Raw genomic sequence first — 26440 nt, 5'->3', positions numbered from 1 at the left:
GCGTGCCTGCTCGAGCCCGGTACCTTGTTCTGAGAGGCAATGCTGACCGGGAAGCGGCATTCCGACTTGGAGCAACTCATGGCCGAATTGAACGAGGAAGCCCTGCCGTCTCTTCCACCGCATGTTCAGCTGATCCAGATGGGGACAGGCGGCGCGGTTGCCAATGTCTTGCACCTCGCGGCTAGGCTTGGCTTGGCCGATCAGCTTGGTGACGGACCCAGGAGTGCCGTTGAATTGGCTGGTCCGTTGGCGCTGCATGCGCCATCCCTGCACAGATTTATGCGGACGATGGCCAGTATCGGACTTCTCACCGAAGGCGACACTCAGCGTTTTGCACTGACAAGACTTGGTGAGGCACTCAAGACGGGCGCACCGGGTGCGGCTCGATCTACCCTGCTCATGACCGGTAGCCATTGGGTTGGCAGCGGCTTCGCCAATTTTGATCATTCTCTGCAGACCGGCGGTACGGGCTTTAAAAAAGCACAGGGAATGCCTTTCTTCGACTACCTCGCTCAACATCCAGAAGCCGCATCGGTGTTTACTCAGGCGATGGTTGGTCTTCATGGCGAAGAACCTCCCGCGGTCGCGGGGGCCTATGATTTTTCGAGGTTCAAGACGGTCGTCGATGTTGGCGGAGCGTCCGGCAATATGCTCGTAGCCATACTTGCACGGTACCCGGAACCCCGCGGTCTGTTGTTCGACCTGCCGCATGTCGTGTTGGAGGCGGAGCAATCGCTCAAGGTGAGCGGCGTATCCGAACGCGTGACCGTCGAGGGAGGAGACTTTTTCCGATCGGTGCCCACAGGCGGCGATGCCTACCTCCTGTCGCACATCCTGCACGATTGGAATGATGACCAATGCCTGACGATTCTTCGCCATTGTCGCAAAGCCATGAAGGCGGATGCGAAGCTGCTGATCGTCGAAATGGTCCTGCCAGCCGGCGACGAACCGCATCCGGGCAAAATATTGGACATGGTGATGCTGGTCTTGGTCGGCGGTCAGGAACGCACGGAAACCGAGTACGCCGGGCTGCTGAACAAGGCCGGCTTCCGCCTCAATCGTGTATTGGCAACAAAGTCACCGGTAAGCGTCCTGGAAGCCGTCTTGGCCTAGTCGGAGCGACGTCTGCCTTGGGTCAAAGAGCGACATCCCGGTCTCGGGGCCTCGCGTCCGCTTTAGTCCCGGCCTCGGACGTCTCGGCGATGGCTCCAGAAGGAGAGCAGCGGGCCAATGCCGGAAGTGAGGGGCGTACTCAATGACCTCGTCTGCGGACGAGACGCCGGGTGCCCGAGGCTCTATTTCGGTCCGATGAGGGTCACTCCAGAAGGCCCGTTACCGCCGACAACTTGGATCACGACCTCGCCGTCCTTAGCCCAGACAAAATGCGGCTGCTTGGCCGGCTCGGTCCAAATGCTTCCTGCCGGCAATGCCTTCATGGCGCTCTCATCGAATTGTTCTCCGTAGCCCATATACAAAGTGCCGGACATCACGGTGACAACCCGCTCATCGGGATGGAAGTGAGGCTGAACCTTGAAGTTAACCGGAAAGCGGGCGCGAATCACGTACATGCCCGACTTTTTCTCGTCTCCCACAAGGACAGCGCGTTGACCTCCGGCCGGTGTTGGGTCCCATTTAAACTCATCGGGCGTTAATTGCGCGGTAGCAAGCGGCTCTGTTTGGCCAGGTGCGCCCGAGACGAACAGCACGAACGCGATGTATCCTGTTACTCGGAAGATGTTAGCCATCATATTTTCACCCCCGCGCAGCTGCCAAAGCCTAACACTCAGCGACCGAGCGGCAAGTTAGAAATAGGCAAACAATTAGCCTCCGCGACTGCGGTGATGTCCGGTTCGGGTCACAAGCCGGCGTTCCTAAGGGCGGAGACGCGTGTCGGCTTTTCCCTCGAAAGCGGCATCCCGGATTTATGAGTACCGGAAATTCACCTCTCCCTTGGGAGAGGTCGCGCCGAAGGCGCGGGTGAGGGGTTACGCTCCCTCGTTGGAGCTGCGGCCCCTCACCCGATTTGCTGCGCAAATCGACCTCTCCTCGTCGCGGAGAGGTGAACCGAATCCGCGGTCAAACCTTTTCAACTTAACTTCATCGTGCCCTATGCCCGCGCCGGCGCGTCCGTGAGCGAGCTCAGCGCGATGCCGCCGACGATCAGGGCGGCGGCAATCGCAAGCGAGAGGTCGATCGGCTCGCCGAGCAGCAGCGCCGCGGTGACGATGCCGACGATCGGCGTTGCGGTGGTGCCGAGCGAGGTCGTCAGCGCCGGCAGGCTCTTGTTGACAACAGACATCGCCCAATAGGCCAGCGCCGTGCCGATGAAGCCGGAATAGAGGAACAGCAGCACCAGGTGCGGCGACCATGTCACGGTGGGCAGGCCTTCCGTGACCAGCGCCGTCATGGTCAGCACCAGCGTTGCGACCAGCACCTGCCACAGCAACAATTGGAGTGGCGTCGCGATCCAGCGGTGCGAGCGGATGTAGATGATGTTCGCGGCCCAGCAGATCGCTGCGACGATGATCATGGCGGCGCCGGCGATGACATGCAAATTGCTCCAGTCCAGCGATGTCGGGTTGAGGATCACGCAGAGGCCGGCGAGTCCCGACGCGACGCCGACGAGCTTGAGCGCGCCGAGCCGTTCAGTCCGCGCGGCGCCCGCGGCGAGCGCGACCCAGAGCGGCGTGGTGTAGCCCAGCACGACACCCTTGCTCGCCGGCAGATAGCGCAGGCCGGCGGCGACCAGCGTCGAGAAGAACGTCATGTGGAGTAGCGCGACGCTGAGCACGACAGGCACATCGGCGATCCGCGGGATGATCAGATTGCCGCTGGCGCGCAGGATTACCAGCAGCGCGATCAGGGCGACCCAGCTGCGGATCGATGCGGTCCATAGCGGCGGTACCGCCTCGACCAGCGTTTTCGTCACCGACCAGTTGATGCCCCAGGCCAGCACCACGATGATGAACAGGGCGGCGGCTTTTGCGGGCGAGAGTGACTGGTTCACGACAGAATCCTTGCAGGCGATACCCCCTGTGAATAGGATCACTCTGGCTCTCTCGAAAGAGCCAGATTTGATAGAACAAAGGAGCCAGATTGATCCTCGCCGAATTGCTGGCGCTGCAGCGGGCTGATGATGCCGGGCTGGCTGCGCAACTGACCCAGCAGCTGCGCGCGCTGGTGGCGAGCGGCCGGATCAGGAGCGGAGCTGTGCTGCCGTCGAGCCGCACGCTGTCGGCCGAGCTCGACGTGTCGCGCAACACGGTGACGCATGCCTATGAGCAGCTCGAAGCCGAGGGCTATCTACGCGTCGCCGCTCGGCGGCGGCCGGTGGTGTCAGACGATATCGAGGCGCGCTTCGCCAAACCTGGTGCTGCGCCGAAGCGCGAGACGGTCCGCAAGCCGCTGTTGTCGTCCTGGGCCTTGCAGCTCTCCGACACCGATTGGCCGCTGTCCTACCAGGCAAAGTTCCGGCCGTTGCGTTCCGGGCTGGCGGATGCGCGCGAGTTTCCGCATGAGATCTGGGCGCGCTGCTTGCGCCGTAGCGCGCTGCGCCGCCGCTTCAACGACCAGACCGTGGTCAATCGGCCGAGCCTGCGCGAAGCCTTGCGCGATTATCTCGAAATCAGCCGCGGCGTGCACGCCGAGGCAGATCAGATCCTGATCCTGCCGGCCGCGCAGGCGGCGCTGACGCTGATCGCCGCGACCGTCATCGCGCCCGGCGATGCGGTGTGGACCGAGGATCCCGGCTATCCCGGCGCCGCGGCGGCGTTTCGCGCGGCCGGCGCCGACGTCGTCGGCGTCAGGCTCGATCAATGGGGCATGATGCGGATGCGCGAGGCGCGCGCGCCCAAGCTCATCTTCACGACACCCTCGCATCAGCATCCGACGGGACGGGTGATGCCGGTCGCGCGCCGCACCGAGCTGCTTGCGGCGGCCGCGCCCGGCAAGACCTGGATCGTCGAGGACGATTACGACGGCGAGTTTCACTATGACAGCCGTCCGATGCCGGCGCTGCAGGGGCTCGATCGCGAGGGGCGCGTGCTCTATCTCGGCACGTTTGCAAAAGCGATGACCGCCGACATCCGCATCGGCTATCTGGTGGTGCCGCCGTCATTGGCGCAGACGATGGAGATCGCGCAGCGTCACCTCGGACTGATTGCGTCGGTCCACGTCCAGGAGGCATTGACCGACTTCATGGCCGACGGACATTTCCTGGCGCATGTCAGGCGAATGCGGCGCATCTACCGCGTGCGCCGCGACCATCTTGCCGCGGCGCTGGCGCGTCACCTTGCGCCGATGCTCACCGCCGAGGTCCCACCGGGCGGCATGCAGCTGATCGCCCGCTTCAAGGACGGCGCCGCGGACCAGAACGCGGTCGCGCGGCTGGTGGCGGCCGGCGTCGAGGTGCGCGCGCTGTCGAGCCTCGCGCTGCAGCGGCCACGCGACCACGGCCTGCTTCTCGGTTTCGCCGCCTGGCGCGAAAACGAAATCGGCGCCGCGGTCCGGACCATGGCGAACTGCCTGACCGGCAAGCGCGCGGCGCGCGGGTAGACGGCGAGGGCGCTCGCATAATTTCGGAATATTAGAATTGTATTGCTGAGTTGCCCGACGTGTCAAGCGGCCTTGTCGAACGCCGGCGGCCGCCGGCTCCTTTGCATGGGGTTGTTTTCGATATTTTGTCCGCGCAGGCTCACTCCGCCGTCTTGGTGACGATCCGCACCTCCGACGTCAGCGTCTTGTGCACCGGACATTTGTCGGCGATCTCCATCAGCCGCTTGCGCTGGTCGGCATCGAGATTGCCCTCGATCCTGATGACGCGCTCGATCTGGTCGAGCATGCCCTCGCGCGTCTCGCACTCCTCGCAATCCCTGGCATAGATCTTGTTGTGCTGAAGCGTCACGGTGATGCGATCGACCGGCAGCGACTTGCGGTCGGCATACATCCGCATCGTCATCGAGGTGCAGGCGCCGAGCCCGGTGAGCAGGAAATCGTACGGTCCGGGGCCGGTGTCGTCGCCGCCGACGCTGACCGGTTCGTCGGCGATCAACCGGTGCGGACCGGTGGTGACGATCTGCTGGAACTTGCCATTACGGGTCTCCTGCACCACGACGTTGCGCGGCGCGCTGCCGGTGTCCGCCGCCGGCTGCGCCGCAAGATCGACGTAGCGCTCGGCCCAGGCGCCGATCACGTCGGCGACATAGGCGGCATCCTGCTTGCCGCTCAAAAGATGATCGGCGCCCGCAAGCGAGACGAAGCTTTTGGGGTGCTTGGCCGCGATGAAGATGTTGGTGGCGTTGTCGATGCCGACGGTATCGTCGGTCGGCGAATGCATGATCAGCAGCGCCTTGTGCAGCTGCTTGACCTGCGCCATCAAATTCTGCTCGGCGACGTCGTCGAGGAATTCGCGCTTGATGCGGAACGGGCGGCCGGCGAGCGACACTTCGCCTTCACCCTGCGCGCGGATGTCCTCGATCCGGTCCTTGAAGAAATGCGTGACATGAACAGGATCGGACGGCGCGGCAATGGTAACGACCGCCTTCGCCTCGGGGATTTGGCCTGCGGCGGCGAGGATCGCGGCGCCGCCGAGGCTATGGCCGATCAGGATCGCCGGCGCCTTGCGCGTCTCGCGCAGATGGTCGGCGGCACGCACCAGATCGGCAACGTTGGACGAGAAGGTCGAGTTGGCGAAATCGCCCTCGCTGGAGCCGAGGCCGGTGAAGTCGAAGCGCAGCGTGGCGATACCCTTGGCGGCGAGCGCGACCGCGATACGCTTTGCCGCCAGCACATCCTTGCCGCAGGTGAAGCAGTGCGCGAACAGCGCATAGGCCTTGATCGGACCATCAGGCGTATCAAGGGCGGCAGCAAGCTGATCGCCGCCCACACCGGTGAATTGAAAACGTTCGTGCGGCACGGGCAGGCTCCATCATTGTGTTGGTTTGTCAGTCGCCAGAATAGCGCTGTTCGGCCCAGGGATCACCGCGATTGTGATAGCCGCGCACCTCCCAGAAGCCCGGCGCATCCGCTGTCAGGAATTCGATGCGCTGCAGCCATTTTGCGCTCTTCCAGAAATACAGATGCGGCACCACCAGCCGCACCGGGCCGCCATGCTCCTGCTCCAGCGGCTTGCCCGACCAGCTATGGGCGAGCAGCGCGTCCTCGGCGGCAAAGTCCTCGAGCGACAGGTTCGTCGTATAGCCGTCATACGAATGCAGCACGACGAAGCGTGCGTCCTCGCGCGGCTGGCAGGCGGCGAGCAGGTCGCGGGTGGCGAGCCCCTCCCACTGATTGTCGTAGCGTGACCATGTGGTGACGCAATGAATGTCGGAGACGAACTGCGTCTGCGGCTGCGCGATGAATTGCGCCCAGTCCCAGTAGATCGTCTGCTCGACCGCGCCGTAGACGTCGAGCCGCCAGCGTTCCCGCGTCACGTTCGGCAGCAGCCCGAGATCGAGCACCGGCCAGTCCTTGGTCAGATGCTGTCCCGGCGGCAGGCGCTGCTCCTCCGGCCGGGTGATCTTGCCGGTCAGGAACTTGCCTTCGCGTGCCCAGCGCTGCTTGCTGCGCGTCAGCTTGCTCTCGGGCGGTTCGGTGTCGTCGGTCATCGGCGTTGCGCCATCATTCGTGGCGATGCATCGCGGAGTCGTGCTTGGTGTCGCGCATGGTCGAGTAGATCAAAAGCGACAGGAAGATCATGCCGCTGAGATAATAGTAGAACCAGTCCTCGTGCCCGATGCTCTTGAAATAGAGCGCAACCGCGGGCGCGGTGCCGCCGAAGATCGACACCGTGATGGCGTAGGGCAGGCCGACGCCGAGCGCACGGACGTTGGTCGGGAACAGCTCCGCCTTCACGATCGCGTTGATCGAGGTATAGCCGGCGACGAAGATCCAGGCGCCGCAGATCAGCAGGAAGGCGATGAAGGGCGACTTGGTCTCCTTCAGTGCGGTCAGGATCGGGATCGTCGCCAGCGTGCCGGCGATGCCGAAGAAGATCAACAGCGGCTTGCGGCCGATGCGATCGGACAGCGCGCCATAGATCGGCTGCAGGAAGGTTGCGAAGATCAGCGAGCCGAAGATCACGAAGGTGGTCTGGTCCTCGGTGAGGCCGACCGACAGCTTCACGAAGGTCTGCATGTAAGTGGTGAAGGTGTAGAACGCCGCGGTGCCGCCGGCGGTGAGGCCGACCACCAGCAGCAATTCGCGGGGATAGTTCAACAGGCCGACGATCGATCCGGTCGGCTTGGAGACTTTCTTGGCCTCCTCGAACGCCTCGGTCTCGTGCAGGCCGCGCCGCATCACCGCGGCGAAGATCGCGAGCATGGCGCCGATCACGAAGGGAATCCGCCAGCCCCAGGCCTTCAGCTCGTCCGGGGTCAGGAACACCTTCTGCAGCAATAGCAGCACGATGATCGCGGTGAGCTGGCCGCCGATCAGGGTGACGTACTGGAAGCTGGAATAGAAGCCGCGACGCTTGGGATCGGCGACCTCGCTGAGATAGGTGGCGCTCGCGCCGTATTCGCCGCCGAGGCTGAGACCTTCGACGACGCGGGCGAGCGCCAGGATCGCCGGGGCCGCGATGCCGATCGTGGCGTAGGTCGGCGTCACCGCGATGATCAGCGAGCCGAAGCACATGCAGACCACCGACAGCGTCAACGACAGCCGCCGGCCGTAGCGGTCGGCGATGAAGCCGAACAACCAGCCGCCGAGCGGGCGCATCAGGAAGGTCGCGGCGAACAGCACCGCCGCATTGAGCTGCTGCACCACCGGATCGCTGTGCGGGAAGAATGCCGGCGCGAAATACAGCGCGAATGCGGTGTAGGCGTAGAAATCGTACCACTCGACGAGATTGCCGACCGAGCCGATGAAGATCGCCTTCACCCGCCGCTCGACGTCATGGATGTCGAGATGATCGCTCGCGGGTTGAGCGGTTTGTTCGGACATTGGCAGGCCTCCCCGGATTCTCTGGCTCGATTCCGGGGCAACCTAACTCATTTGCGTGGTGCGATGTAACTGCTGTGCTGTTCTTCAGGCGTTCTTGCCGAACAGGACGGGCAGTTGACGCGGGCCGCGCACCGTGCCTTCCGACCAGGTGACCTTGCCGGCCGGGTCGAGGCGGAAGTCCGGGATCCGCTTCAGCCATTCCTCGATCGCCACCTGCATCTCCATCCGCGCCAAATTGGAACCGACGCAGCGGTGGATGCCGAGGCCGAAGGCGGCGTGGCGGTTCTCCTTGCGGTCGATCACCACCTTGTCCGCATCGGGGAACATGGCGGGGTCGCGGTTGGCCGCCGGGAAGGACAGCAGCACCATGTTGCCTGCCTTCACCGGACAGCCGGAGATCGAGGTCTCCTTCATCACCTCGCGCGCCATCGTCACCGGCGAATAGGCGCGGAGGAATTCCTCGATCGCGGTCGGGATCAGCGCCGGCTCCGCAATCAGGCGCTCGCGATCGGCCGGTGTCCTGGCGAGATGCCAGAGCGAGGAGCCGATCGCGCTCCAGGTGGTGTCGATGCCGGCGATCAAGAGCAGCCGCAGCGAACCGAGCACGTGCTCATCGGTGAGCGGCTGGCCGCCGGGGCCCTTGGCCCGCAGCAGTTGCGAGATCAGATCATCGCCCGGCTCAAGCTTGCGCTGTTCGAGATGGGCCATGAAATAGCCGGTCATCTCGCGCACGCCGTTCATCATCTCGTCTTCGCTCTTGATGCCGAGCTCGAGGATCTGGTGGATCCATTTGATGAAGAGGTCGCCGTCCTTTTCCGGAATGCCCAGCATATGCGCGATCGCACGCACCGGGATGTGCTTGGTGTAGCGCGCCGCGGCGTCGCAATGGCCGTCGGCGATGAACTCGTCGATCAGCTCGTTGCAGATCGCGCGGACCCGCGGCTCCAGCCGCGTCATCGCATCCGGCGTGAACGGCGGCAGCAGCACCTGCTTGGCGGGCTTGTGTTCCGGCGGATCGGAGGTGATCGGCGGCGCGCGGGCGGAGATCTCGGGGCGGACGTCGCGCACAATGACGCGGCGCGAGGAGAAGTGCTCGGTGTCGTAGGCGATCTCCTTCACCGCCTGATAGGTGGTCGGCATGTAGCAGCCGAGGAAGCGCTCGGTATGCACGACCGGCGAGGCCGCGCGCAGCGTCTCCCAGATCGGGAACGGATCGTCGGTCCAGACCGGATCGGTATGGTCGAAATCATGGACCCAGTCGGTCACCGGGGGATGTTCGGGCAGATAGCTTGCGGACGGGGAATCGGACATCAGCTCGTTTCCTTCTCGTTCGATCAGACGCTGGTCAGCTCAACGGGAGGCGCGCGGCCATCCCTGCCGGCCGCTATTCCTCGGTGACTTCGATCGCGATTTCCGGGCAGTTGGTCTGCGCGAGCCAGGCCTTGTCCTCGAGCCCGGCCGGGACAGTCCCGTCGCCGACCTCATGGGCGTTGCCGTATTCGTCGAGCTCGAACAGTTCGGGGGCGAGCGATTTGCAGCGGGCGTGACCCTGGCATTTGTCCTGGTCGACGCGGATCTTGAGCTTGGACATGCAAGCACTCTCCCTCGGCTCAGGCGCGCCGAAACGCGCCGGGTTCCTCGTTTTACTCGATGCAAGTTCTAGCTTGCTTGGGCGGTCGGCCCGAATGACCGGCTCACCAAGTTATAGCATATTACATTATCGTCCCGCTTTCCCGTCAAGCGAAAATTCGGGGTAGGTCACGGGGTATCCGGCGACGGCCGACCGACAAGATGGCCCGTCCCAAGGGGGAGGCGATTCCTCTAATGCGCCGTCGGCGTTGGCGCTGTGAGCGGGGCCCAGGCGGCGAGGGCGGCGGCCGCGATCTGCTCGAGCTGCTTCCTTGTGGCGCCGTCTCGCGCCTGGATCGACATGCCCTGCTGCACGGTGATGTAGTATTTGGCGATCGCGTCGAGATCGGCCGCGGGCGAGATCTCGCCGCGTGCAATGCCCTGGCGCAGCCGTTCGCGCAACTCCGTCACCGCCTGCGCGCGCCGCTGCACGAGTTCGCGCCGCACGGTTTCGGAATGTTCGTTCGGATGCAGCGCCGACAATACCACGAGGCAGCCCGGCGGGCGTGAGCGGCGGGTGAAGACCCGCGCGGTCTGCATCAGCAAGGTTTCCACGGCCTCGCGGGCCGTGTGCGCCTCAGTCACGGCACCCCAGATCAGGCCACCTTCGCTCGCCGCGTAATAGTCGAGCGCCTTGCGGAACAGGTCCTCCTTGCTGCCGAAAGCGGCATACAGGCTGGGTGAGGCAATACCCATCGCCGACGTGAGGTCGGCCATCGAGGCGCCCTCATAGCCCTTCAGCCAGAACACCTCCATCGCGCGCGCCAGCGCGGCATCCTTGTCGAAATTCCGGGGGCGGCCACGCTCAGCCATCGGTTCGTCCATTTCTGTGTCGATCACTAAATAATTGACTTGACGCTCCGGAGCAAGCTTCCTAATTCTGTGTCGATCGTTACAGATATCGCCACAACGAACGAGTTGAACATGACCCAGTCCCTGCAAGGAAAACGCGCCCTCGTCACCGGCGGCAGCCGCGGCATCGGTGCAGCCATCGCCCGGCGTCTCGCCGCCGAAGGCGCCGACGTCGCCATCACCTATGAACGCTCGGCCGATCGCGCCGAAGCCGTCGGCGCGGAGATCAGGAAACAGGGCCGCCGCGCGCTGGCGCTGCAGGCGGATAGCGCGGACGCGAGCGCCGTGCGCGGCGCGGTGAACGCGGCCGCCAAGGAATTCGGCGGTCTCGACATCCTCGTCAACAATGCCGGCATCTTCCGTGGCGGCGGCCCGATCGACGCCGTCACGCTGGAGGATATCGACGCCACGCTGGCCGTGAACGTGCGGGCAGTGGTGGTCGCATCGCAGGCCGCGGTCGCCCATATGGGCGAGGGCGGCCGCATCATCAACATCGGCAGCAACCTTGCCAGCCGGGTGCCCGATGCCGGCATGAGCCTTTATTCGATGAGCAAGTCGGCGTTGATTGCCTGGACCCAGGGCCTGGCGCGTGACCTCGGCGGCCGCGGCATCACGGTCAATATCGTCCATCCCGGCTCCACCAACACCGACATGAACCCGGCCGATGGCGAGCAGGCCGAGGCGCAACGCGCGCGCATGGCCATCAAGCGCTACGGCAAGGCCGATGACGTCGCTGCCCTGGTCGCATTTGTTGCCGGTCCCGAAGCCGGCTCGATCAACGGCGCCGGTCTCACTGTCGACGGCGGCGCCAACGCCTGACAACGTTGCCCGCCACGGCATGGCGCGGCATTCCCTGCCTTTGGCCACCCGGCCAAGGCAGGGAACCCGTTAAGCAAATCAGAATCCACGGCTGATTTGATAGACTTTCCAATAGACGTGCCTGCCGGTTTCGCGGTTAATAGCCCAGCGGATGTCGTGTTCGCGAAAGTGACCGAAGCGGCCGATGTCGCTATTGTGGCGGTCTCCGCCATGGCCTGACCGACCGGTGATCAGCATCTCGATGGGACAAATCGTTCGTAAGCCATTCAAGACCTACCACCATGGCGACCTCCGCGAAGCGCTGATTCAGGCCGCGTTGCGCGAGGTCGAGCTCGGCGGTCCCGAGGCGATCAGCATCAAGGCCCTGGCCAAGCAGCTCGGCGTTTCGCAGCCGGCGCCGTATCGGCATTTCGCCGACCGTGAGGCGCTGCTGGAGGCGGTGACCGCGGAAGCATTCCGGCAGTTCAACGTGATCATGCGCGAGGCGATCGAGCTGCCCGGCAAGGGCTCGAAACTGTCGCGCTTTGCCCAGGCTGCGCTCGCCTTCGGGCTCGAGCGCCACGGCATCTACCGGCTGATGTTCGCATCCCGCACGATGGCCTGCGCGCCGGTCGGCAGCGAGCTGCACGTTGCAGCGATGGAAACGCTGGCGCTGTTGATCGAGTCGTTCGAGGCTCCGGCCGTCGGGCTGCTGCGCGAACGGCAGGCGCTGAAGATCTGGGCCGGGCTGCACGGCATCGTGATGCTCGCCGAGCAGGGCCTGCTCACCGGCGAGGTCGCCCAGATCAGCCGCGAGGAGCTGATGGACGAGATCGTCGAGCAGACCAAGCTCGCACTCACCGTTGCACTCAAGGCGACGGAAGACAGGGCGTAGGGCGGATCGCGAGTTGCTTACCCCGTCATTGCGAGGAGCGATAGCGACGAAGCAATCCATTCTTCCGCACGCCCGGTGACAATGGATTGCTTCGCTTCGCTCGCAATGACGAAGTGGAGGGTGTCGCCCACGCTCTCCGCGATGAGGGTTAGGATCGCGGCGGCCGCGGATCGATCGGGGTGGTGCCGCGCACGCCCAGAATATCCTCCAGCACTTTCGCGCCGGCCAAAAGCTGCGCCTCGGCGCGGGGCTTCGCCACCATCTGCAGGCCGATCGGCAGGCCTGACGCAGTGAAGCCGCAGGGCAGCGACAGCGCCGGGCAGCAGGCCAGCGTGATCGCATAGACGATGCCGAGCCATTCGACGTAATTGTCGAACTTCTTGCCGTCGCACTCGGCGACGTAGCGGTGCTCGACCGGGAACGGCGGCACGATGGTCGCGGGCGCGAGCAGCAGATCATATTTGTCGAAGAATTCGAGCGCGCGCTGCGTTATCGCGACGCGCTGCGCCTCGGCGCGCTCGAGCTTCTCGACCGTGAGCTTCAGCCCTTCCTCGATGTTCCAGATCACCTCGGGCTTCAGCAGGTCGCGCTTGGTGCGCAGCAATTCGGCCTTGGTGATCGCGAAATCGAATGCGCGCAGCACGTGGAAGCACTCATGGGCTTCGCTGAAATCGGGACATGCCTCCTTGACGATCGCGCCGGCTTCCGCGAAACGCTCGGCCGCCTTGCGGGTCACCGCCTTGACCTCGGGATCGACGGGCGTGATGCCGAAATCGGGCGAATAGGCGATGCGCTTCGGCTTCTGGTTGGAGCGCGCCGCCGACAGGAACGATGTCGGCAGCGAGGGGAGCGAGAGCGGATCGGCGGCGTGCTCGCCGCTCATCGCGTCGAGCAGCAGCGCGAGGTCCTCGACATTGCGCGCCATCGGCCCCTGCTGGCCGAGCGTGCGGTCGACGCCGAACTTCGGCGTCTGTGCGACGCGGCCGATCGACGGCCGCAGCCCGACGATGCCGCAGAAGCTCGCCGGGTTGCGCAGGCTGCCGCCCATGTCGGAGCCGTGGGCGAGCCACGCGGTGCCGCTGGCCAATGCTGCGGCTGCGCCGCCTGAGGAGCCGGCCGCCGAGCGCGATGTGTCCCAGGGATTGCGGGTCGGGCCGAACACCTCGTTGAAGGTGTTGGCGCCGGCGCCGAATTCCGGCGTGTTCGATTTGGCATAGATCACGCCGCCGTTCTGCTCGATGCGCTCGACCAGGATGTCGGATTTCGCCGGGACGTTGTCCTTGAAGATCGGCGAGCCCAGCGTGGTCAGCACGCCGGAGACGGCGGTGAGGTCCTTGATCGGAACGGGAAGGCCCGCGAGCAGGCCGCGCTCGCCGGCCGGTTTCTGCATCAGTGCCTTGGCGTGGGCGCGGGCGCGGTCGAAGCAGAGGATTGGCAGCGCGTTGACCTTGCCGTCGACCTCCGTGATGCGCTGTTCCAGCACATCGAGCAGATCGAGCGGCGTGACCTCGCCGGCTTTCAGTTTCTCGACGACGGCACACGCCGTTTCCTTCACCAAGCCCTGATCAGCCATGCGCCGTTGCTCCTATGTGTTCTATTTGCTTGTGCTGTAGAACATTTCCTGCCGTCGTGGCAATGCGACGAGAACCGAAGGGGCAGGGATGGCAGCGTTGTTTTCCGCGCTGGACTGGCGCGCGATGAGCCAGCAGGAGCGCGACCTTGGCCTAAACAACGGCGTCGCCGTCAAGGGCAGCGTCGAGATCGCCGCCGGCTGGGAGCAGCGCTCCGCCGCGTTGCGGCAGAAGCACGCCGGCCATCTCGACCTCCGCTATGGCCCGCGCGAGCGCAACCGGATCGATTTCCTCAAAGTCCGTGACGGTGCGCCGACGCTGTTGTTCATCCATGGCGGCTATTGGCAGACCCGCGCCAGGGAGGTGTTCACGATCTTTGCCGAAGGACCGATGACGCACGGCATCAATGTCGCGCTGATCGGCTACACGCTGGCGCCGGATGCGACGCTCGACGAGATCGTCGCGGAGATTCACGCCGGCATCGATTTTCTTGCCGGGCAGTTGCCCACGCTCGGTGCCGCGGCCGAAGGCATCGTCGTGTCGGGCTGGTCGGCGGGCGGCCATCTGACATCGATGGCGTTGTCGAACGCCCACGTTCGGGCCGGCATGGCGATCTCGGGCATCTATGACCTCGAGCCGATCAGGCACTCCTACCTCAACGAGAAGCTCAGACTCGATGAAGCCGCCTCGCGGCGCAATTCGCCCATGATGCAGGAGGGCGGCACGGCAAAGCCGCTATCGCTGGTGGTCGGCAGCGCCGAACTGCCGCTGCTGCGCAAGCAGACCGCCGATTTCGCCGGCCATCGCGCCCGCTACGGTTTGCCGGTGACCTATGAGGAGGTCCCCGGCGCCGATCATTTCTCGATCATGCACGAGATGCTGGCGCCGCAGGGCCGTATCACGGCGCTGATCCGGCAGTTGTTCGAGCGGACGACCACCTAGGCCGTCATTGCGAGGAGCGAAGCGACGAAGCAATCCATCTCTCCACAAGCGGCCAGATGGATTGCTTCGCTTCGCTCGCAATGACGAGGAGAGGGTCTAGCCCCACCCCGACGTCAGCCCGCCATCCACCGTGTAGATCACGCCCGACGTATACCCCGCGCGATCGGACGCCAGGAATGCCATCAGGTCGCCGATCTCGCGCGCATGCGCGGGGCGGCCGAGCGGCAGGCCTTTCTGGAATTCCTTGTAGCGGTTCTCGTCGCCGAACTGGTTCTTGGCGCGGGTCTTGAGCAAGGTGACGTGGCGGTCGGTGCCAACCGGGCCGGGGTTGATGCCGACGACGCGGATGTTGTCGGCGAGGCTTTTTCCCCCGAGCGCGCGGGTGAACGACATCAGCGCCGCATTGCCGGCGCTGCCGCAGATGTAATTGGCGTCGAACTTCTCGCCGGCCGCGCCGATGTCGTTGACGATCACGCCGCCGCCGCGCGCCTTCATCTGGGCGTAGATCACGCGCGTCAAATTGACATAGCCGAACACCTTGAGCTCCCAGGCGTGCCGCCAGGTCGCCTCGTCGATCTTGTCGATCGAGCCGCCCGGGATGTCACCGGCATTGTTGACGAGGATGTCGATATCGGCAGCCTCTTTTGCCAATCGCGCCAGATCTTCTGATTTGCGCAGGTCGACGACGCTGATCGCCGCATCGATCTGGTGCGCGGAGCGGAGCCGTTCGGCCAGCGCCTTCAATTGCTCGCCGTTGCGGGCGGCGAGCAGCAGATTGGCGCCTTCCTCGGCAAAGGCTTCGGCGGCGGCCGCGCCAATGCCCTTGGAGGCGCCGGTGATCAGGACACGCTTGCCGCGCAGATGTAGATCCATGGGATGTCTCACTGGTTGGAAGGAACGAATGTCGGCGAATTTGGTGGGGCAGGGTCGCGCGGCGGTCAACACTGCACTGCAGCGTTGCGCTCGCGCGAAGTTTGGTCCATTGCAGGGCGATCAGGATAGGCGGCATTGCCGGCCGGGCAAATCACAAGGGTGTTCTCGATGAGCAAGAAGCAATATCGGATTGCGGTCATTCCCGGCGACGGCATCGGCAAGGAAGTGATGCCGGAGGGCCTGCGCGTCATCGAGGCGGCGGCGAAGAAGCACGGCGTCGACGTGAAGTTCGACCATTTCGACTTCGCCTCCTACGACTATTACGAGAAGCACGGCGAGATGATGCCGGCCGACTGGAAGGACAAGATCGGCAAGCATGACGCGATCTATTTCGGCGCGGTCGGCTGGCCGGCCAAGATTCCCGACCACGTCTCGCTGTGGGGCTCGCTGATCAAGTTCCGCCGCGAGTTCGATCAGTACGTCAATCTGCGCCCGGTGCGGCTGATGCCCGGCGTGCCGTCGCCGCTGGCGAACCGCAAGCCCGGCGACATCGATTTCTGGGTGGTGCGCGAGAACACCGAGGGTGAATATTCCTCGGTCGGCGGCCGCATGTTCCCGGACACCGACCGCGAATTCGTCACGCAGCAGACCGTGATGACGCGCACCGGCGTCGACCGCATCCTGAAATTCGCGTTCGACCTGGCGCAGTCGCGGCCGAAGAAGCATCTGACCTCGGCGACCAAGTCGAACGGCATCTCCATCACCATGCCCTATTGGGACGAGCGCGTGGAGACGATGGCCAAGAACTATCCCGGCGTGAAGTGGGACAAGTACCACATCGACATCCTGACCGCGAACTTCGTGCTGCATCCGGACTGGTTCGACGTCGTGGTCGGCTCCAACCTGTTCGGGGATATCCTCTCCGACCTCGGCCCGGCCTGCACCGGCACCATCGGCATCGCGCCGTCGGGCAACATCAATCCGGAAGGCGATTTCCCCTCGGTGTTCGAGCCGGTGCACGGCTCGGCGCCCGATATCGCTGGCCAAGGCATCGCCAACCCGATCGGCATGATCTGGTCGGGCGCGATGATGCTGGAGCATCTCGGCGAGAAGCAGGCCGCGGATGCCATCGTCGGCGCGATCGAGCGCACGCTCGGCGAACGCACGCTGCGCACGCGGGATCTCGGCGGCAATGCCGACACCACGGCGTGCGGCAAGGCGGTCGCGGAGATGGTGGATTAATGAGCTGCTACCCTCTCCCCTTGTGGGAGAGGGTCGCTTCGCGCAGCGAAGCGGGGTGAGGGGTCTGTATCCGCGGAGAGAACCCCTCATCCGTCGCGGACTGCGCATAGCCGATGCACAGCATCGGCGTCGTCAAAGAACGGCGGCCGGTAGGCCGCCTATGGCCACCTTCTCCCACAAGGGGAGAAGGGAAAAGCTCTGCGTGGGTGGGTTACGCTTCGCTAACCCACAGCTGCTGTCGTCCCTGCGAAAGCAGGGACCCACAACCACAGGGTCTTGTCGTTATAGCTCGCTGTGGCCCCAGCTATCGCCACAATGTGAAGCGGTGGTTATGGGTCCCGGCTCGCGCTTCGCTTGGCCGGGACGACGGTGGAGATTATTGCTTCATGATGCGTCGGCAATGCTCCCACGCCGCATGGATCAAATTCTCGCTCGCCTCGGGCGTGCGGAACGCGGAGTGCGCGGACAGTGTCACGTTCGGGATTTTCGTCAGCGGATGATCCTTCGGCAGCGGCTCGATGTTGTAGACATCGAGGCCGGCGTGGCGGATGTGGCCGGAGTTGAGCGCATCGATCATCGCCTGCTCGTCGACGATGGCGCCGCGGGCGGTGTTGATCAGCACCACGCCCTTTTTCATCTTCGCGATCTTGTCGCGCGTGATCATCCCGCGGGTCTCGTCGTTGAGCAGCAGGTGGAGCGAGACCACGTCGCTGTTCGTCAGCACCGTGTCGAGCTCGGTGAATTCGACGCCCGGATGGCTCTTCGGCGACCGGTTCCAGGCGATCACCTTCATGCCGCTGCCGAGCGCGATGCGGGCGACCTCGGCGGCGATGCCGCCGAAGCCGACCAGGCCAAGCGTCTTGCCGGTGAGCTGCATGCCGTCCTCGCGCAGCCAGTTGCCGGCGCGCATCTCGCGGTCCATCTGCGCGATCACCCGCGCCGACGACCACATCAGCGCGATCGCGGACTCCGCGACCGCGGTGTCGCCATAGCCCTTGATCAGGTGCACGGAGATGCCGAGTTCGGCGAGCTCTTCCGGGTTCATGTAGCTGCGCGCACCGGTGCCGAGAAACACGACATGTTTCAGGCCGGCGCATTTCTTCGCAACGTCGGTCGGCAGCGCGGTGTGATCGACCACTGCGATCTCGGCGCCATCGAGCACCGCCGGATAATCCTCGGGCTTGATGTCCGGGTTGCGGTTGATCCGCATCGCGGGATCGCCGGGCTTCTCCAGCCGCTCGGTGATGACAGCGAGCGATTCATTGGCGTCGACAAACACTGCGCGCACGAAAGCCTCCATCGAAGGGGAGATATGAAGATCAGGATGCGACGCCGGCGAGCGCCAACACCGTATGCATCAGGACGTTGGCGCCGGCGGCGCAGTCGGTCTGCGTGGCGTCTTCCAGCTCGTTGTGGCTGATGCCGTCCTTGCAGGGTACGAACACCATCGCTGCCGGCATCACCGTGTTGAGGTTGCAGGCGTCGTGACCGGCGCCGGAGGTGATGCGGCGATGCGAATAGCCGAGCTGGTTGGCCGCATTCTCCACGGCGTCGACCAGCTTCGGGTCGAAATGCGTCGGCGCCTTGCGCCAGACGAGGTCAAGCTGCACCTCGACCTTGCGCTTTGCTGCGATCTCGACGATCGCTGCGCGCAGGTCGCGATCCAGCGCGTCCATGATCCCAGCATCGGCGCTGCGGCAATCCACCGTGAAGGCGATCTCGCCGGGAATGACGTTGCGCGAGGGCGCAGCGATGACAGCCTCGCCAATGGTGCCGACTGCCTTCGGCCCGTGCTTTTTCGCGATGCTCTCCATCGCCAGCACGATCTCCGACAGCGTCGCCAGCGCATCGCGGCGCAGCGGCATCGGGGTCGAGCCGGCATGGCTCTCGAAGCCCACGATCTTGCCGTCGTACCACAGCACGCCCTGGCCGGAATCGACCACGCCGATGGTCTTGCCCTCGGCCTCCAGGATCGGGCCCTGCTCGATATGCAGCTCGACGAAGCCCGAGAATTTCTGGCGGCCAACCGGGGCATCGCCGCGATAGCCGATCGAGTCCAGCGCCTGCGCCACCGTGACGCCTTCGGCGTCCTTGCGCGACAGGATGTCGTCGGTGGTGAAATCGCCGACATAGGCGGCCGAGGCCATCATCGCCGGCGCGAAGCGCGAGCCTTCCTCATTGGTCCAGTTGCAGATGCAGATCGGCAGCTCGGTCTCGATCCCGGCATCGTTCAGCGTGCGCACCATTTCGAGTGCGGCCAGCGTGCCGAGGATGCCGTCATATTTGCCGCCGGTCGGCTGGGTGTCGAGATGCGAGCCGACGCCGATTGGCGGCTTCGACATGTCCCGGCCCTTGCGCAGGCCGAACATCGAGCCGAGCGCATCGACCTGCACGTCGAGGCCGGCGTCCTCGCAGGCCTTGCGGAACCAGTCGCGCACCTGCTTGTCCTCGGCGCCGAGGGTCAGCCGGCGCACGCCGCCCTTTGGCGTTGCACCGAACTGCGCGGTTTCGTGGATGGTGCCCCAGAGGCGGGCGGAATCGATCTGCAGGTTGGTGGCGGCTCGGCTCATTGCGGCTCTTCCCTTTACGCGACCGTTTTTTCATGACGCGCCCCTCTCGCGCCGTCAACCGCCACGCTGGTCTGCGCGATCTGCCTGGCGAGATTGGCGACGCGCTCGATGGCGACCGCATCGGGGGAGGCGAGCCAGCTCGCGGTGAAGGTGAGGGGCGGCAGCTTGAGGTCGGTGTCGAGCAGCTGCAAGCGCCCGTCGGCAAGCTCGTTCTCGACGATCGCCGACGGAATGACCGCAATGCCAAGCCCTTCATTGGCCATGTGGATCACGGTCGCGAGCGAGGTCGAGGCGTGCAGCCGGATCGGCGGCAGATCGGGTGCATTGAACAATGCGCGCACGGTCTCGTAGGGCTGGGTCTTGCGCGGAAAGGTGATGATCGGAAACCGCGCCAGGTCCTGCCGCGCAACCGGACCTTCGCCGAGGCCGAGCGACGGGCTTGCCAGGAAACCGATCGGGTAATCGCACAGCACATGGTTGTGCGCGCCGGACGCCGAGACCGGTCCGAGCACGAAGGCGAGTTCGATTTCCTGCGCCAGCAGCCGCGGCGTCAGGTTGGGTGTGATGTCGACCTCGATCTCCAGCGACAGGTTCGGGTAGATCTCGTTGACGCTCTTGACCAGCCGCGGCAGCCAGGTGTGCACGATGGTCTCCGCGACACCGAGCCGCAGCGCGCCGCGCATCGCCGAACGGTCGCCGACCTCGGCCATCATCTCCGAACGCAGGCCGATCAGCTTCTCGGCATAGATCAGCATCAGCCGCCCGCTCGGCGTCGGCGAGGCTACCCGGTGGTCGCGGTTGAGCAGCTTGACGCCCATCTCGCGCTCGAGCTGGGCAATGCGCTGGGAGATCGCCGGCTGGGTGGTGTTGAGTCGCTGGGCGGCGCCGCGGAAGCTGCCGAGCTTGACGACCCAGAGAAATGTTTCGATCGAGCGGAAGTCCGTCATGGAAGCATTTTCCCGATCGATAAATTTGCTTTATCGATTTTGATTAGAAAGGACGATTAGACATTATATCACGCTTGGTGTTGGTTTGTCCTTGTCGAGATTATGGGCAGGAGAACCCCATGACTGTTTTTGCGGCAGTGCAGCGATCTCAGGGGGAGCCAGGGCTGGCGAGCGTCGAAGCGCGGCGCGCCTGCCGTGACGGCGAGGCGTCGGCCACCACCGCCGGTCTCGCCAACGGCTTCGTCCAGGGCAATCTGGCGATCCTGCCGGAAAAACTCGCCGGCGCCTTCCACCGGTTCTGCCAGCTCAATCCGAAGCCGTGCCCGATCATCGGCATGTCCGACGTCGGCGATCCCCGCATCCCGGCGCTCGGCCTCGACCTCGACATCCGCACCGACGTGCCGCGCTACCGGGTCTGGCGCGACGGCGAGGTGGCGGACGAGCCGACCGACATCATCAAATACTGGCGCGACGATCTCGTCACCTTCGTGCTCGGCTGCTCCTATTCGTTCGAGGAGGCGCTGCTGGAAGAGGGGCTGCCGATCCGTCACATTGAGCGCAATCTGCGTGTGCCAATGTACCGGACCAATATCGCCTGCCAGCCGTCCGGGCCGTTCGCGGGACCGATGGTGGTATCGATGCGCCCGTTCAAGCCGGCGGATGCGATCCGCGCGGTGCAGATCACCTCGCGCTTTCCGTCGGTGCATGGCGCGCCGGTGCATCTCGGCCATCCGCATGCGATCGGCATCAAGGATATCGCCAAGCCCGATTATGGCGACGCGGTACCGGTGGCCGATGACGAGATCCCGGTGTTCTGGGCCTGTGGCGTGACGCCGCAATCGGTGATCGCAGCTGCGAAGCTGCCGTTCGCGATCACGCATGCGCCGGGGCTGATGCTGGTGACCGATCTCAGGAACAAGCAGCTCGCTGTGCTCTGAATAGGCAATTCGTGCAATTCATTGAGGCTTTACTGCGCGCTACAAGCGTCACATCGATAAGAACAAAGCTGAAGGGGAAATTTCGATGACGATCTCTCGCCGTAACGTATTGCTGGGAGCCACTGCCGCCGCTGCGCTCGGTCCGATGGCCGCACGCGCGCAAACAAGCGAAGTGGCGATCGGCGTGATCTATCCGCTGTCCGGCTCCAGCGCCGCGATCGGCGTCGACGCGCAGCATGCCTTCAACACCGCGGCCGACATCATCAACAAGAACTATGATTTCGCGCTGCCGCTCGCCAAGGGTGAGGGCCTGTCCGGCCTCGGCGGCGCCAAGGTCAAGCTGGTGTTCGCCGACCACCAGGCCGATCCGCAGAAGGGCCGTGCCGAGACCGAGCGCCTGATCACCCAGGAGAAGGTCTGCGCCGTCGTCGGCACCTATCAGAGCGCGGTCGCCGTCACCGTCAGCCAGACCTGTGAGCGCTACGGCGTGCCGTTCATCTCGGCCGACAATTCCTCGCCGAGCCTGCATCGCCGCGGCCTGAAGTACTATTTCCGCGCCTCGCCGCATGACGAGATGTTCTCGGCCGCGATGTTCGACTTCTTCGATGCGATGAAGAAGAAGGGCCAGAAGATCGAGACGCTGGCGCTGTTCCACGAGGACACCATCTTCGGCACCGATTCGGCGAACGCCCAGACCAAGCTCGCCAATGAGCGCGGCTACAAGATCGTCAGCGACATCAAGTATCGCGCCAACTCGCCGTCGCTCACCGCCGAGGTGCAGCAGCTCAAGGCCGCCAACGCCGACGTCTTGATGCCGTCGAGCTACACCACCGACTCGATCCTCCTGGTCAAGACCATGGCCGAGCTCGGCTACAAGCCGAAGAACATCATGGCGCAGGACGCCGGCTTCTCGGAGAAGGCGACCTATGATGCGGTCGGCGACAAGCTCGAGGGCGTGATCTCGCGCGGCAGCTTCTCGCTCGACCTGGCGCAGAAGCGGCCGATGGTCGGTCTGATCAACGAGATGTTCCGCGCCAAGTCCGGCAAGGACTTCAACGACTATTCGTCGCGCCAGTTCATGGGTCTCATCATCATGGCCGATGCCATCAACCGCGCCAAGTCGACCGACGGCGAGAAGATCCGCGAGGCGCTGGTCGCCACCGACATGCCGGGCGACGTCACCATCATGCCGTGGCGGCGCGTCAAGTTCGACGAGATGGGGCAGAACAACTTCGCCGATCCGGTGCTGCTGCAATATTCCGCGAAGAACTTCGTGACGATCTTCCCGGAGCAGGCCGCCGTCTCCGAGGCGATCTGGCCGATGAACAGCTGACCGGTCGGACACTAGAGGGGGCAGAGGGCGGTGACAGCCGAAGACATCACACGGAGTCTCGCATGTTCCGTCATTGCGAGCGAAGCGAAGCAATCCATCTCTCCGCAAAAAGGAAGCATGGATTGCTTCGTCGCTTCGCTCCTCGCAATGACGGGGGCTAACGACAACGCCTGGAACGCGGAGCGTCAGCGGTGACAGCCGAGACCATTATCCAGAGTTTGGCGAGCGGCCTGCTGATGGGGCTGCTCTACGGGCTGATCGCCGCGGGCCTCGCATTGATCTTCGGATTGATGGACGTCGTGAATTTCGCGCACGGCGAGTTCCTGATGATCGCGATGTACGCGACCTTCTTCCTGTTCGCGTTCTTCGCGATCGATCCCTTGCTGGCGGCGCCGCTGGTCGCCGCGGCCTTGTTCGTGTTCGGCGCGGTGGTCTATCTGTTGGTGGTCCGCTTCGCGATGCGCGCCAAGGCCAATGCCGGCATGGTGCAGATCTTTTCCACCTTCGGCCTTGCGATCGTGATGCGAGGCCTCGCCCAGTTCTTCTTCACGCCCGACTACCGCAGCGTCACCAACTCCTGGCTCGGCGGCAAGACGGTGTCGATCGCCGGCATCTATCTGCCGGAGCCGCAGCTGATCGGCGCGATGCTGTCGATCGCGGCCTTCGTCGCGCTCTATTTCTTCATCAACCGCACCGATTTCGGCCGCGCGCTGGAAGCGACGCGCGAGGACGCCGGCGCGGTGGCCCTCGTCGGCATCGACAAGAACCGGGTGTTCGCGCTCGGCTGGGGCCTCGGCGCGGCTCTGGTCGGGCTTGCCGGCGCCATCATGGCGATCTTCTTCTACATCTATCCCGACGTCGGCGCTTCCTTTGCGCTGATCGCCTACGTCACCGTGGCGCTCGGCGGCTTCGGCAGCGTGTTCGGCGCCTTTGCCGGCGGCATCATCGTCGGCCTGGTGGAGGCGACCACCGCACTGATCCTGCCGCCGTCGCTGAAATCGGTCGGCATCTATGCCGTCTATCTCTTGGTCGTCTTCATCCGCCCGCGTGGCCTGTTCGGATCGATGTGATGGACACCCACTTCGCCCAACGTCGCAGGCGTGACCTGATCATGGCGGCCTGCCTCGCGGTGGTCGCCGCGCTGGTGCCGCTGTTCGTCAAGGACGTCTACGTCCAGAACATCATGGTCCTGACCCTGATGTATGCCGCGCTGTCGCAGAGCTGGAACATCCTGTCCGGCTATTGCGGGCAGATCTCGCTCGGCCATGCGCTGTATTTCGGACTCGGGGCCTACACCACCGCGCTGCTGTTCACCAAGTTCGGCGTGCTGCCGTGGTTCGGCATGCTGGCGGGCGGGGCGATCTCGGCCGTGATCGCGATGGCGCTCGGCTATCCCTGCTTCCGCCTGCGCGGGCATTACTTCGTGATCGCGACCATCGTGATCGCCGAGATCGCGCTGGTTTTGATCCAGAACTGGGATTGGGCGGGCGCAGCCCTCGGGATCGACATTCCGGTGCGCGGCGACAGCTGGCTGAAATTCCAGTTCGCCCGCTCGAAGCTGCCGTACTTCTATTTTGCGCTGGCGCTGGCCTGCATCGCCTGGTTCGTCACCTGGTGGCTGGAGGATTCCAAATGGGGCTATTGGTGGCGTGCGGTGAAGGACAATCCCGATGCCGCCGAGAGCCTCGGAGTGGTCGTGTTCAACTCCAAGATGGGGGCGGCTGCGGTCTCGGCGTTCCTGGTCGCGGTGGGCGGCAGCTTCTACGCCCAATTCGTGTCCTATATCGATCCTGAGAGCGTGATGGGCTTCCAGTTCTCGCTGTTGATGGCGCTGCCTGCCGTGCTCGGGGGCATCGGCACCTTGTGGGGCCCGGTCCTGGGTGCAGTGATCCTGATCCCGCTCACCGAGCTGACGCGCTCGTTCATCGGCGGGTCCGGCCGCGGCGTCGACCTGATCGTCTATGGCGCGCTGATTGTCGCGATCTCGCTGGCGCTGCCGCGCGGTCTGGTCAGTGTGTTCAGCATGCTCACCGGGCGCAAGGAGGCCGCACGATGACGGCGCTGCTTGAAACGCGTGGCGTCTGGCAGCGCTTCGGCGGCCTCGTCGCCAACAGCGACGTCTCGATCTCGGTCGGGCGCGGCGAGATCGTCGGCCTGATCGGCCCGAACGGCGCCGGCAAGTCGACGCTGTTCAACCTGATCGCGGGCGTGCTGCCGCCGACCCAGGGCTCGATCATCTTCGACGGCGAGGACGTCACCCGGCTGCCGGCGGCGGAACGCTGCCAGCGCGGCGTCGGGCGCACCTTCCAGGTGGTCAAGAGCTTCGAGACCATGACCGTAATCGACAACGTCATCGTCGGCGCGCTGATCCGCAACACCAAGATGCGGATCGCGCGGCAGAAGGCCTATGAGGTGCTGGAGTTCTGCGGCCTTGCGGCGCGCGCCGACAAGCTTGCCGCCGATCTCGTGCCGTCGGAGAAGCGCCGGCTAGAGGTCGCGCGTGCGCTGGCGACCGAGCCGAAATTGCTGCTGCTCGACGAAGTCCTCACCGGCCTCACGCCAGTCGAGGCGCAGACCGGCGTCGAACTGGTGCGCAAGGTGCGCGCCACCGGCGTCACCGTGCTGATGGTCGAGCACGTGATGGAAATCGTGATGCCGTTGGTCGACCGCGCCATCGTGCTCAATCTCGGCAAGGTGCTGGTCGAGGGCAAGCCCACTGAGGTCGTCCGCAATCCGGAAGTCATTTCTGCCTATCTCGGGGATCGTCATGCTGTCGGTGCGTGAAGTCACCACCGCCTATCAGGGCCTGGTCGCGATCTCCTCGGTGTCGATCGACGTCACCCAGGGCGAGATCGTCTGTGTCGCCGGCGCCAACGGCGCGGGGAAGTCGACGCTTTTGAAATCGATCGCCGGCGCCGAGCGCCCGCGCGCCGGCACCGTCACCTTCGACGGCAAGCGCATCGACGGCCAGCCGCAGCACGTCATCACGGCTGAAGGCATCGCCTTCGTGCCGGAGAACCGGCGGTTGTTTCCGCGGCTGTCGGTGAGCGACAATCTGCGGCTCGGCAGCTATCTCTATCGCAGCAAGGCTGACCGCGATGCGCCGCTCGATCTGGTGTTCAATCTGTTCCCGCGGCTCGGCGAACGGCTCGAGCAGCGTGCCGAGACCTTGTCCGGCGGCGAGCAGCAGATGCTCGCGATCGGCCGCGCGCTGATGACGCGGCCGCGGCTCCTGATGCTCGACGAGCCGTCGCAGGGCATCATGCCGAAGCTGGTGGATGAGATCTTCCAGGCCGTGAAGCGCATCCGCGACGCCGGCATGACGGTCCTGATCGTCGAGCAGCGTATGGCCGAGTGCCTCGAGATCGCCGATCGCGCCTACATCCTGCAAACCGGCCGCGTGCTGATGCAGGGCACCGCCGCCGAGATCAGCGGCAATCCAGACGTGCGCAAGGCGTATCTGGGGCTCTGATTTCACCGTCATTGCGAGCGCAGCGAAGCAATCCATCTCTCCACTCGGGGAAAGATGGATTGCTTCGTCGCTTCGCTCCTCGCAATGACGGGGAGGATAGTGCTCCGCAACCCACGCGGCCTACTTGCCCGCTTCCTTGCCGTCTTCGATCTTTTCGACCTTGGCGGCGAGGTCGGGGACGCGGGTGACGCGGTAGGTCGCGTTGCTGCAGGTCAGCGTCCAGGCCTCGTTGTCGGGCTTCGAGAGCTTGTCGTTTCTTTCGGCCTTGAGCGGCTTGTCGCAGGCATAGCCTTGCGCGCGCAACTGGATCGCCAGCAGGTCCGGCAAGTTCTCCTCGGTCCGTGCGGCCGATCCCGCCACGTCGCCGACGAACAGAACCGCGAATGCCAAGCCTGTGAACTTCATCATGACTGTCCTCCGCATATAGTCCTCCGCTT

The 26440-nt window shown here is 64.6% G+C and carries 26 protein-coding genes; 12 read left to right on the top strand and 14 right to left on the bottom strand.

Annotated elements, in window-relative coordinates; genetic code table 11:
* Positions 1 to 78 precede the first annotated feature (78 nt).
* Complete coding sequence (locus FBZ93_RS06115; RefSeq protein WP_146985046.1) at positions 79 to 1113, top strand: methyltransferase; 1035 nt, start codon at positions 79 to 81, stop codon at positions 1111 to 1113.
* Positions 1114 to 1295: 182 nt separating this feature from the next.
* On the opposite strand, the gene FBZ93_RS06110 is transcribed toward FBZ93_RS06115, so the two are convergent.
* Together FBZ93_RS06110 and FBZ93_RS06105 are read right to left on the bottom strand one after the other, a co-directional pair.
* On the bottom strand, positions 1296 to 1745 hold the full coding sequence (locus FBZ93_RS06110) for a cupin domain-containing protein (protein ID WP_167528940.1): 450 nt from the start codon (positions 1743 to 1745) through the stop codon (positions 1296 to 1298).
* A gap of 362 nt (positions 1746 to 2107) precedes the next feature.
* Positions 2108 to 3007 carry a DMT family transporter gene (locus tag FBZ93_RS06105; RefSeq protein WP_146985044.1) on the bottom strand — a complete coding sequence of 300 codons (900 nt, stop codon included), beginning with the start codon at positions 3005 to 3007 and terminating at the stop codon, positions 2108 to 2110.
* Between the two features lie 92 nt (positions 3008 to 3099).
* Between FBZ93_RS06105 and FBZ93_RS06100 the strand changes: the two genes are divergently transcribed.
* Positions 3100 to 4554: a PLP-dependent aminotransferase family protein gene (locus FBZ93_RS06100; RefSeq protein ID WP_208763974.1), complete on the top strand. Its 1455-nt coding sequence runs from the start codon at positions 3100 to 3102 to the stop codon at positions 4552 to 4554.
* A 139-nt stretch (positions 4555 to 4693) separates the two neighbouring features.
* On the opposite strand, the gene FBZ93_RS06095 is transcribed toward FBZ93_RS06100, so the two are convergent.
* The 6 genes from FBZ93_RS06095 to FBZ93_RS06070 form a co-directional block, all read right to left on the bottom strand.
* Positions 4694 to 5914 (bottom strand): bifunctional alpha/beta hydrolase/OsmC family protein, encoded by a 1221-nt coding sequence (locus FBZ93_RS06095; RefSeq protein WP_146985042.1) that lies wholly within the window; start codon positions 5912 to 5914, stop codon positions 4694 to 4696.
* A 28-nt stretch (positions 5915 to 5942) separates the two neighbouring features.
* Entirely contained in the window at positions 5943 to 6605 is a 663-nt protein-coding gene (locus FBZ93_RS06090; protein ID WP_146985041.1) for a sulfite oxidase-like oxidoreductase, read from the bottom strand.
* A gap of 13 nt (positions 6606 to 6618) precedes the next feature.
* Positions 6619 to 7941 (bottom strand): MFS transporter, encoded by a 1323-nt coding sequence (locus tag FBZ93_RS06085; RefSeq protein WP_146985040.1) that lies wholly within the window; start codon positions 7939 to 7941, stop codon positions 6619 to 6621.
* Between the two features lie 84 nt (positions 7942 to 8025).
* Complete coding sequence (locus tag FBZ93_RS06080; RefSeq protein ID WP_146985039.1) at positions 8026 to 9252, bottom strand: cytochrome P450; 1227 nt, start codon at positions 9250 to 9252, stop codon at positions 8026 to 8028.
* A gap of 73 nt (positions 9253 to 9325) precedes the next feature.
* The gene (locus FBZ93_RS06075; RefSeq protein WP_038387982.1) at positions 9326 to 9532 is read right to left on the bottom strand and encodes a ferredoxin; all 207 of its coding nucleotides are present in this window, start codon (positions 9530 to 9532) and stop codon (positions 9326 to 9328) included.
* A gap of 230 nt (positions 9533 to 9762) precedes the next feature.
* Positions 9763 to 10383, bottom strand: a complete 621-nt coding sequence (locus FBZ93_RS06070; protein ID WP_146985038.1) for a TetR/AcrR family transcriptional regulator — start codon at positions 10381 to 10383, stop codon at positions 9763 to 9765.
* A 111-nt stretch (positions 10384 to 10494) separates the two neighbouring features.
* On the opposite strand from FBZ93_RS06070, the gene FBZ93_RS06065 reads away from it, so the two are divergent.
* Together FBZ93_RS06065 and FBZ93_RS06060 are read left to right on the top strand one after the other, a co-directional pair.
* Entirely contained in the window at positions 10495 to 11241 is a 747-nt protein-coding gene (locus tag FBZ93_RS06065; protein ID WP_146985037.1) for an SDR family NAD(P)-dependent oxidoreductase, read from the top strand.
* A gap of 241 nt (positions 11242 to 11482) precedes the next feature.
* A complete protein-coding gene (locus tag FBZ93_RS06060; RefSeq protein WP_146985036.1) occupies positions 11483 to 12115 on the top strand; it encodes a TetR/AcrR family transcriptional regulator in 633 nt (210 codons plus the stop codon).
* Positions 12116 to 12263: 148 nt separating this feature from the next.
* Here FBZ93_RS06060 and FBZ93_RS06055 read toward each other — a convergent pair whose 3' ends face one another.
* Positions 12264 to 13688 carry an amidase gene (locus FBZ93_RS06055; protein WP_146985035.1) on the bottom strand — a complete coding sequence of 475 codons (1425 nt, stop codon included), beginning with the start codon at positions 13686 to 13688 and terminating at the stop codon, positions 12264 to 12266.
* A gap of 88 nt (positions 13689 to 13776) precedes the next feature.
* On the opposite strand from FBZ93_RS06055, the gene FBZ93_RS06050 reads away from it, so the two are divergent.
* Positions 13777 to 14628: an alpha/beta hydrolase gene (locus FBZ93_RS06050; protein WP_146985034.1), complete on the top strand. Its 852-nt coding sequence runs from the start codon at positions 13777 to 13779 to the stop codon at positions 14626 to 14628.
* Positions 14629 to 14724: 96 nt separating this feature from the next.
* Here FBZ93_RS06050 and FBZ93_RS06045 read toward each other — a convergent pair whose 3' ends face one another.
* Positions 14725 to 15501 (bottom strand): SDR family oxidoreductase, encoded by a 777-nt coding sequence (locus tag FBZ93_RS06045; RefSeq protein WP_146985033.1) that lies wholly within the window; start codon positions 15499 to 15501, stop codon positions 14725 to 14727.
* A gap of 168 nt (positions 15502 to 15669) precedes the next feature.
* Here FBZ93_RS06045 and FBZ93_RS06040 point away from each other — a divergent pair, with 168 nt between their 5' ends.
* On the top strand, positions 15670 to 16743 hold the full coding sequence (locus tag FBZ93_RS06040; protein WP_146985032.1) for a tartrate dehydrogenase: 1074 nt from the start codon (positions 15670 to 15672) through the stop codon (positions 16741 to 16743).
* A 376-nt stretch (positions 16744 to 17119) separates the two neighbouring features.
* Here FBZ93_RS06040 and FBZ93_RS06035 read toward each other — a convergent pair whose 3' ends face one another.
* The 3 genes from FBZ93_RS06035 to FBZ93_RS06025 are packed head-to-tail and all read right to left on the bottom strand — an operon-like array spanning position 17120 to position 20260.
* Complete coding sequence (locus tag FBZ93_RS06035; protein WP_146985031.1) at positions 17120 to 18031, bottom strand: NAD(P)-dependent oxidoreductase; 912 nt, start codon at positions 18029 to 18031, stop codon at positions 17120 to 17122.
* A 31-nt stretch (positions 18032 to 18062) separates the two neighbouring features.
* Positions 18063 to 19313 (bottom strand): Zn-dependent hydrolase, encoded by a 1251-nt coding sequence (locus FBZ93_RS06030; RefSeq protein WP_146985030.1) that lies wholly within the window; start codon positions 19311 to 19313, stop codon positions 18063 to 18065.
* Positions 19314 to 19327: 14 nt separating this feature from the next.
* The gene (locus FBZ93_RS06025; RefSeq protein ID WP_146985029.1) at positions 19328 to 20260 is read right to left on the bottom strand and encodes a LysR family transcriptional regulator; all 933 of its coding nucleotides are present in this window, start codon (positions 20258 to 20260) and stop codon (positions 19328 to 19330) included.
* A gap of 119 nt (positions 20261 to 20379) precedes the next feature.
* On the opposite strand from FBZ93_RS06025, the gene FBZ93_RS06020 reads away from it, so the two are divergent.
* The 6 genes from FBZ93_RS06020 to FBZ93_RS05995 all read left to right on the top strand — a co-directional run bounded on the left by FBZ93_RS06020 (position 20380) and on the right by FBZ93_RS05995 (position 26003).
* A complete protein-coding gene (locus tag FBZ93_RS06020) occupies positions 20380 to 21198 on the top strand; it encodes a putative hydro-lyase (protein ID WP_146985028.1) in 819 nt (272 codons plus the stop codon).
* 85 nt (positions 21199 to 21283) lie between these two features.
* Positions 21284 to 22531 carry an ABC transporter substrate-binding protein gene (locus tag FBZ93_RS06015; RefSeq protein WP_146985027.1) on the top strand — a complete coding sequence of 416 codons (1248 nt, stop codon included), beginning with the start codon at positions 21284 to 21286 and terminating at the stop codon, positions 22529 to 22531.
* A 191-nt stretch (positions 22532 to 22722) separates the two neighbouring features.
* Entirely contained in the window at positions 22723 to 23601 is an 879-nt protein-coding gene (locus FBZ93_RS06010; protein ID WP_095733566.1) for a branched-chain amino acid ABC transporter permease, read from the top strand.
* Positions 23601 to 24587 carry a branched-chain amino acid ABC transporter permease gene (locus FBZ93_RS06005; protein ID WP_146985026.1) on the top strand — a complete coding sequence of 329 codons (987 nt, stop codon included), beginning with the start codon at positions 23601 to 23603 and terminating at the stop codon, positions 24585 to 24587. Before FBZ93_RS06010 ends, FBZ93_RS06005 begins: the two co-directional genes overlap by 1 nt.
* The gene (locus FBZ93_RS06000) at positions 24584 to 25315 is read left to right on the top strand and encodes an ABC transporter ATP-binding protein (RefSeq protein WP_146985025.1); all 732 of its coding nucleotides are present in this window, start codon (positions 24584 to 24586) and stop codon (positions 25313 to 25315) included. The genes FBZ93_RS06005 and FBZ93_RS06000 overlap by 4 nt, the downstream gene beginning before the upstream one ends.
* Positions 25299 to 26003, top strand: a complete 705-nt coding sequence (locus tag FBZ93_RS05995; protein ID WP_146985024.1) for an ABC transporter ATP-binding protein — start codon at positions 25299 to 25301, stop codon at positions 26001 to 26003. The genes FBZ93_RS06000 and FBZ93_RS05995 overlap by 17 nt, the downstream gene beginning before the upstream one ends.
* Before the next feature lie 120 nt (positions 26004 to 26123).
* Here FBZ93_RS05995 and FBZ93_RS05990 read toward each other — a convergent pair whose 3' ends face one another.
* The gene (locus FBZ93_RS05990) at positions 26124 to 26411 is read right to left on the bottom strand and encodes a hypothetical protein (protein WP_146985023.1); all 288 of its coding nucleotides are present in this window, start codon (positions 26409 to 26411) and stop codon (positions 26124 to 26126) included.
* Positions 26412 to 26440 lie beyond the last annotated feature (29 nt).

It is taken from the genome of Bradyrhizobium macuxiense, from assembly GCF_007993935.1.
GTDB classification, from domain to species: Bacteria; Pseudomonadota; Alphaproteobacteria; order Rhizobiales; family Xanthobacteraceae; genus Bradyrhizobium; species Bradyrhizobium macuxiense_A.
This window is presented reverse-complemented; position numbering and strand designations above follow the sequence as displayed.

What these genes read in the sequence shown, in the direction of transcription:
- FBZ93_RS06065 (WP_146985037.1), top strand. Translation starts at nt 10,495, where the DNA reads ATGACCCAGTCCCTGCAAGGAAAACGCGCCCTCGTCACCGGCGGCAGC.
- FBZ93_RS06050 (WP_146985034.1), top strand. Translation starts at nt 13,777, where the DNA reads ATGGCAGCGTTGTTTTCCGCGCTGGACTGGCGCGCGATGAGCCAGCAG.
- FBZ93_RS06075 (WP_038387982.1), bottom strand. Translation starts at nt 9,532, where the DNA reads ATGTCCAAGCTCAAGATCCGCGTCGACCAGGACAAATGCCAGGGTCAC.
- FBZ93_RS06015 (WP_146985027.1), top strand. Translation starts at nt 21,284, where the DNA reads ATGACGATCTCTCGCCGTAACGTATTGCTGGGAGCCACTGCCGCCGCT.
- FBZ93_RS06055 (WP_146985035.1), bottom strand. Translation starts at nt 13,688, where the DNA reads ATGGCTGATCAGGGCTTGGTGAAGGAAACGGCGTGTGCCGTCGTCGAG.
- FBZ93_RS05995 (WP_146985024.1), top strand. Translation starts at nt 25,299, where the DNA reads ATGCTGTCGGTGCGTGAAGTCACCACCGCCTATCAGGGCCTGGTCGCG.
- FBZ93_RS06045 (WP_146985033.1), bottom strand. Translation starts at nt 15,501, where the DNA reads ATGGATCTACATCTGCGCGGCAAGCGTGTCCTGATCACCGGCGCCTCC.
- FBZ93_RS06060 (WP_146985036.1), top strand. Translation starts at nt 11,483, where the DNA reads ATGGGACAAATCGTTCGTAAGCCATTCAAGACCTACCACCATGGCGAC.
- FBZ93_RS05990 (WP_146985023.1), bottom strand. Translation starts at nt 26,411, where the DNA reads ATGATGAAGTTCACAGGCTTGGCATTCGCGGTTCTGTTCGTCGGCGAC.
- FBZ93_RS06030 (WP_146985030.1), bottom strand. Translation starts at nt 19,313, where the DNA reads ATGAGCCGAGCCGCCACCAACCTGCAGATCGATTCCGCCCGCCTCTGG.
- FBZ93_RS06110 (WP_167528940.1), bottom strand. Translation starts at nt 1,745, where the DNA reads ATGGCTAACATCTTCCGAGTAACAGGATACATCGCGTTCGTGCTGTTC.
- FBZ93_RS06080 (WP_146985039.1), bottom strand. Translation starts at nt 9,252, where the DNA reads ATGTCCGATTCCCCGTCCGCAAGCTATCTGCCCGAACATCCCCCGGTG.
- FBZ93_RS06000 (WP_146985025.1), top strand. Translation starts at nt 24,584, where the DNA reads ATGACGGCGCTGCTTGAAACGCGTGGCGTCTGGCAGCGCTTCGGCGGC.
- FBZ93_RS06085 (WP_146985040.1), bottom strand. Translation starts at nt 7,941, where the DNA reads ATGTCCGAACAAACCGCTCAACCCGCGAGCGATCATCTCGACATCCAT.
- FBZ93_RS06040 (WP_146985032.1), top strand. Translation starts at nt 15,670, where the DNA reads ATGAGCAAGAAGCAATATCGGATTGCGGTCATTCCCGGCGACGGCATC.
- FBZ93_RS06025 (WP_146985029.1), bottom strand. Translation starts at nt 20,260, where the DNA reads ATGACGGACTTCCGCTCGATCGAAACATTTCTCTGGGTCGTCAAGCTC.
- FBZ93_RS06005 (WP_146985026.1), top strand. Translation starts at nt 23,601, where the DNA reads ATGGACACCCACTTCGCCCAACGTCGCAGGCGTGACCTGATCATGGCG.
- FBZ93_RS06115 (WP_146985046.1), top strand. Translation starts at nt 79, where the DNA reads ATGGCCGAATTGAACGAGGAAGCCCTGCCGTCTCTTCCACCGCATGTT.
- FBZ93_RS06070 (WP_146985038.1), bottom strand. Translation starts at nt 10,383, where the DNA reads ATGGCTGAGCGTGGCCGCCCCCGGAATTTCGACAAGGATGCCGCGCTG.
- FBZ93_RS06020 (WP_146985028.1), top strand. Translation starts at nt 20,380, where the DNA reads ATGACTGTTTTTGCGGCAGTGCAGCGATCTCAGGGGGAGCCAGGGCTG.
- FBZ93_RS06090 (WP_146985041.1), bottom strand. Translation starts at nt 6,605, where the DNA reads ATGACCGACGACACCGAACCGCCCGAGAGCAAGCTGACGCGCAGCAAG.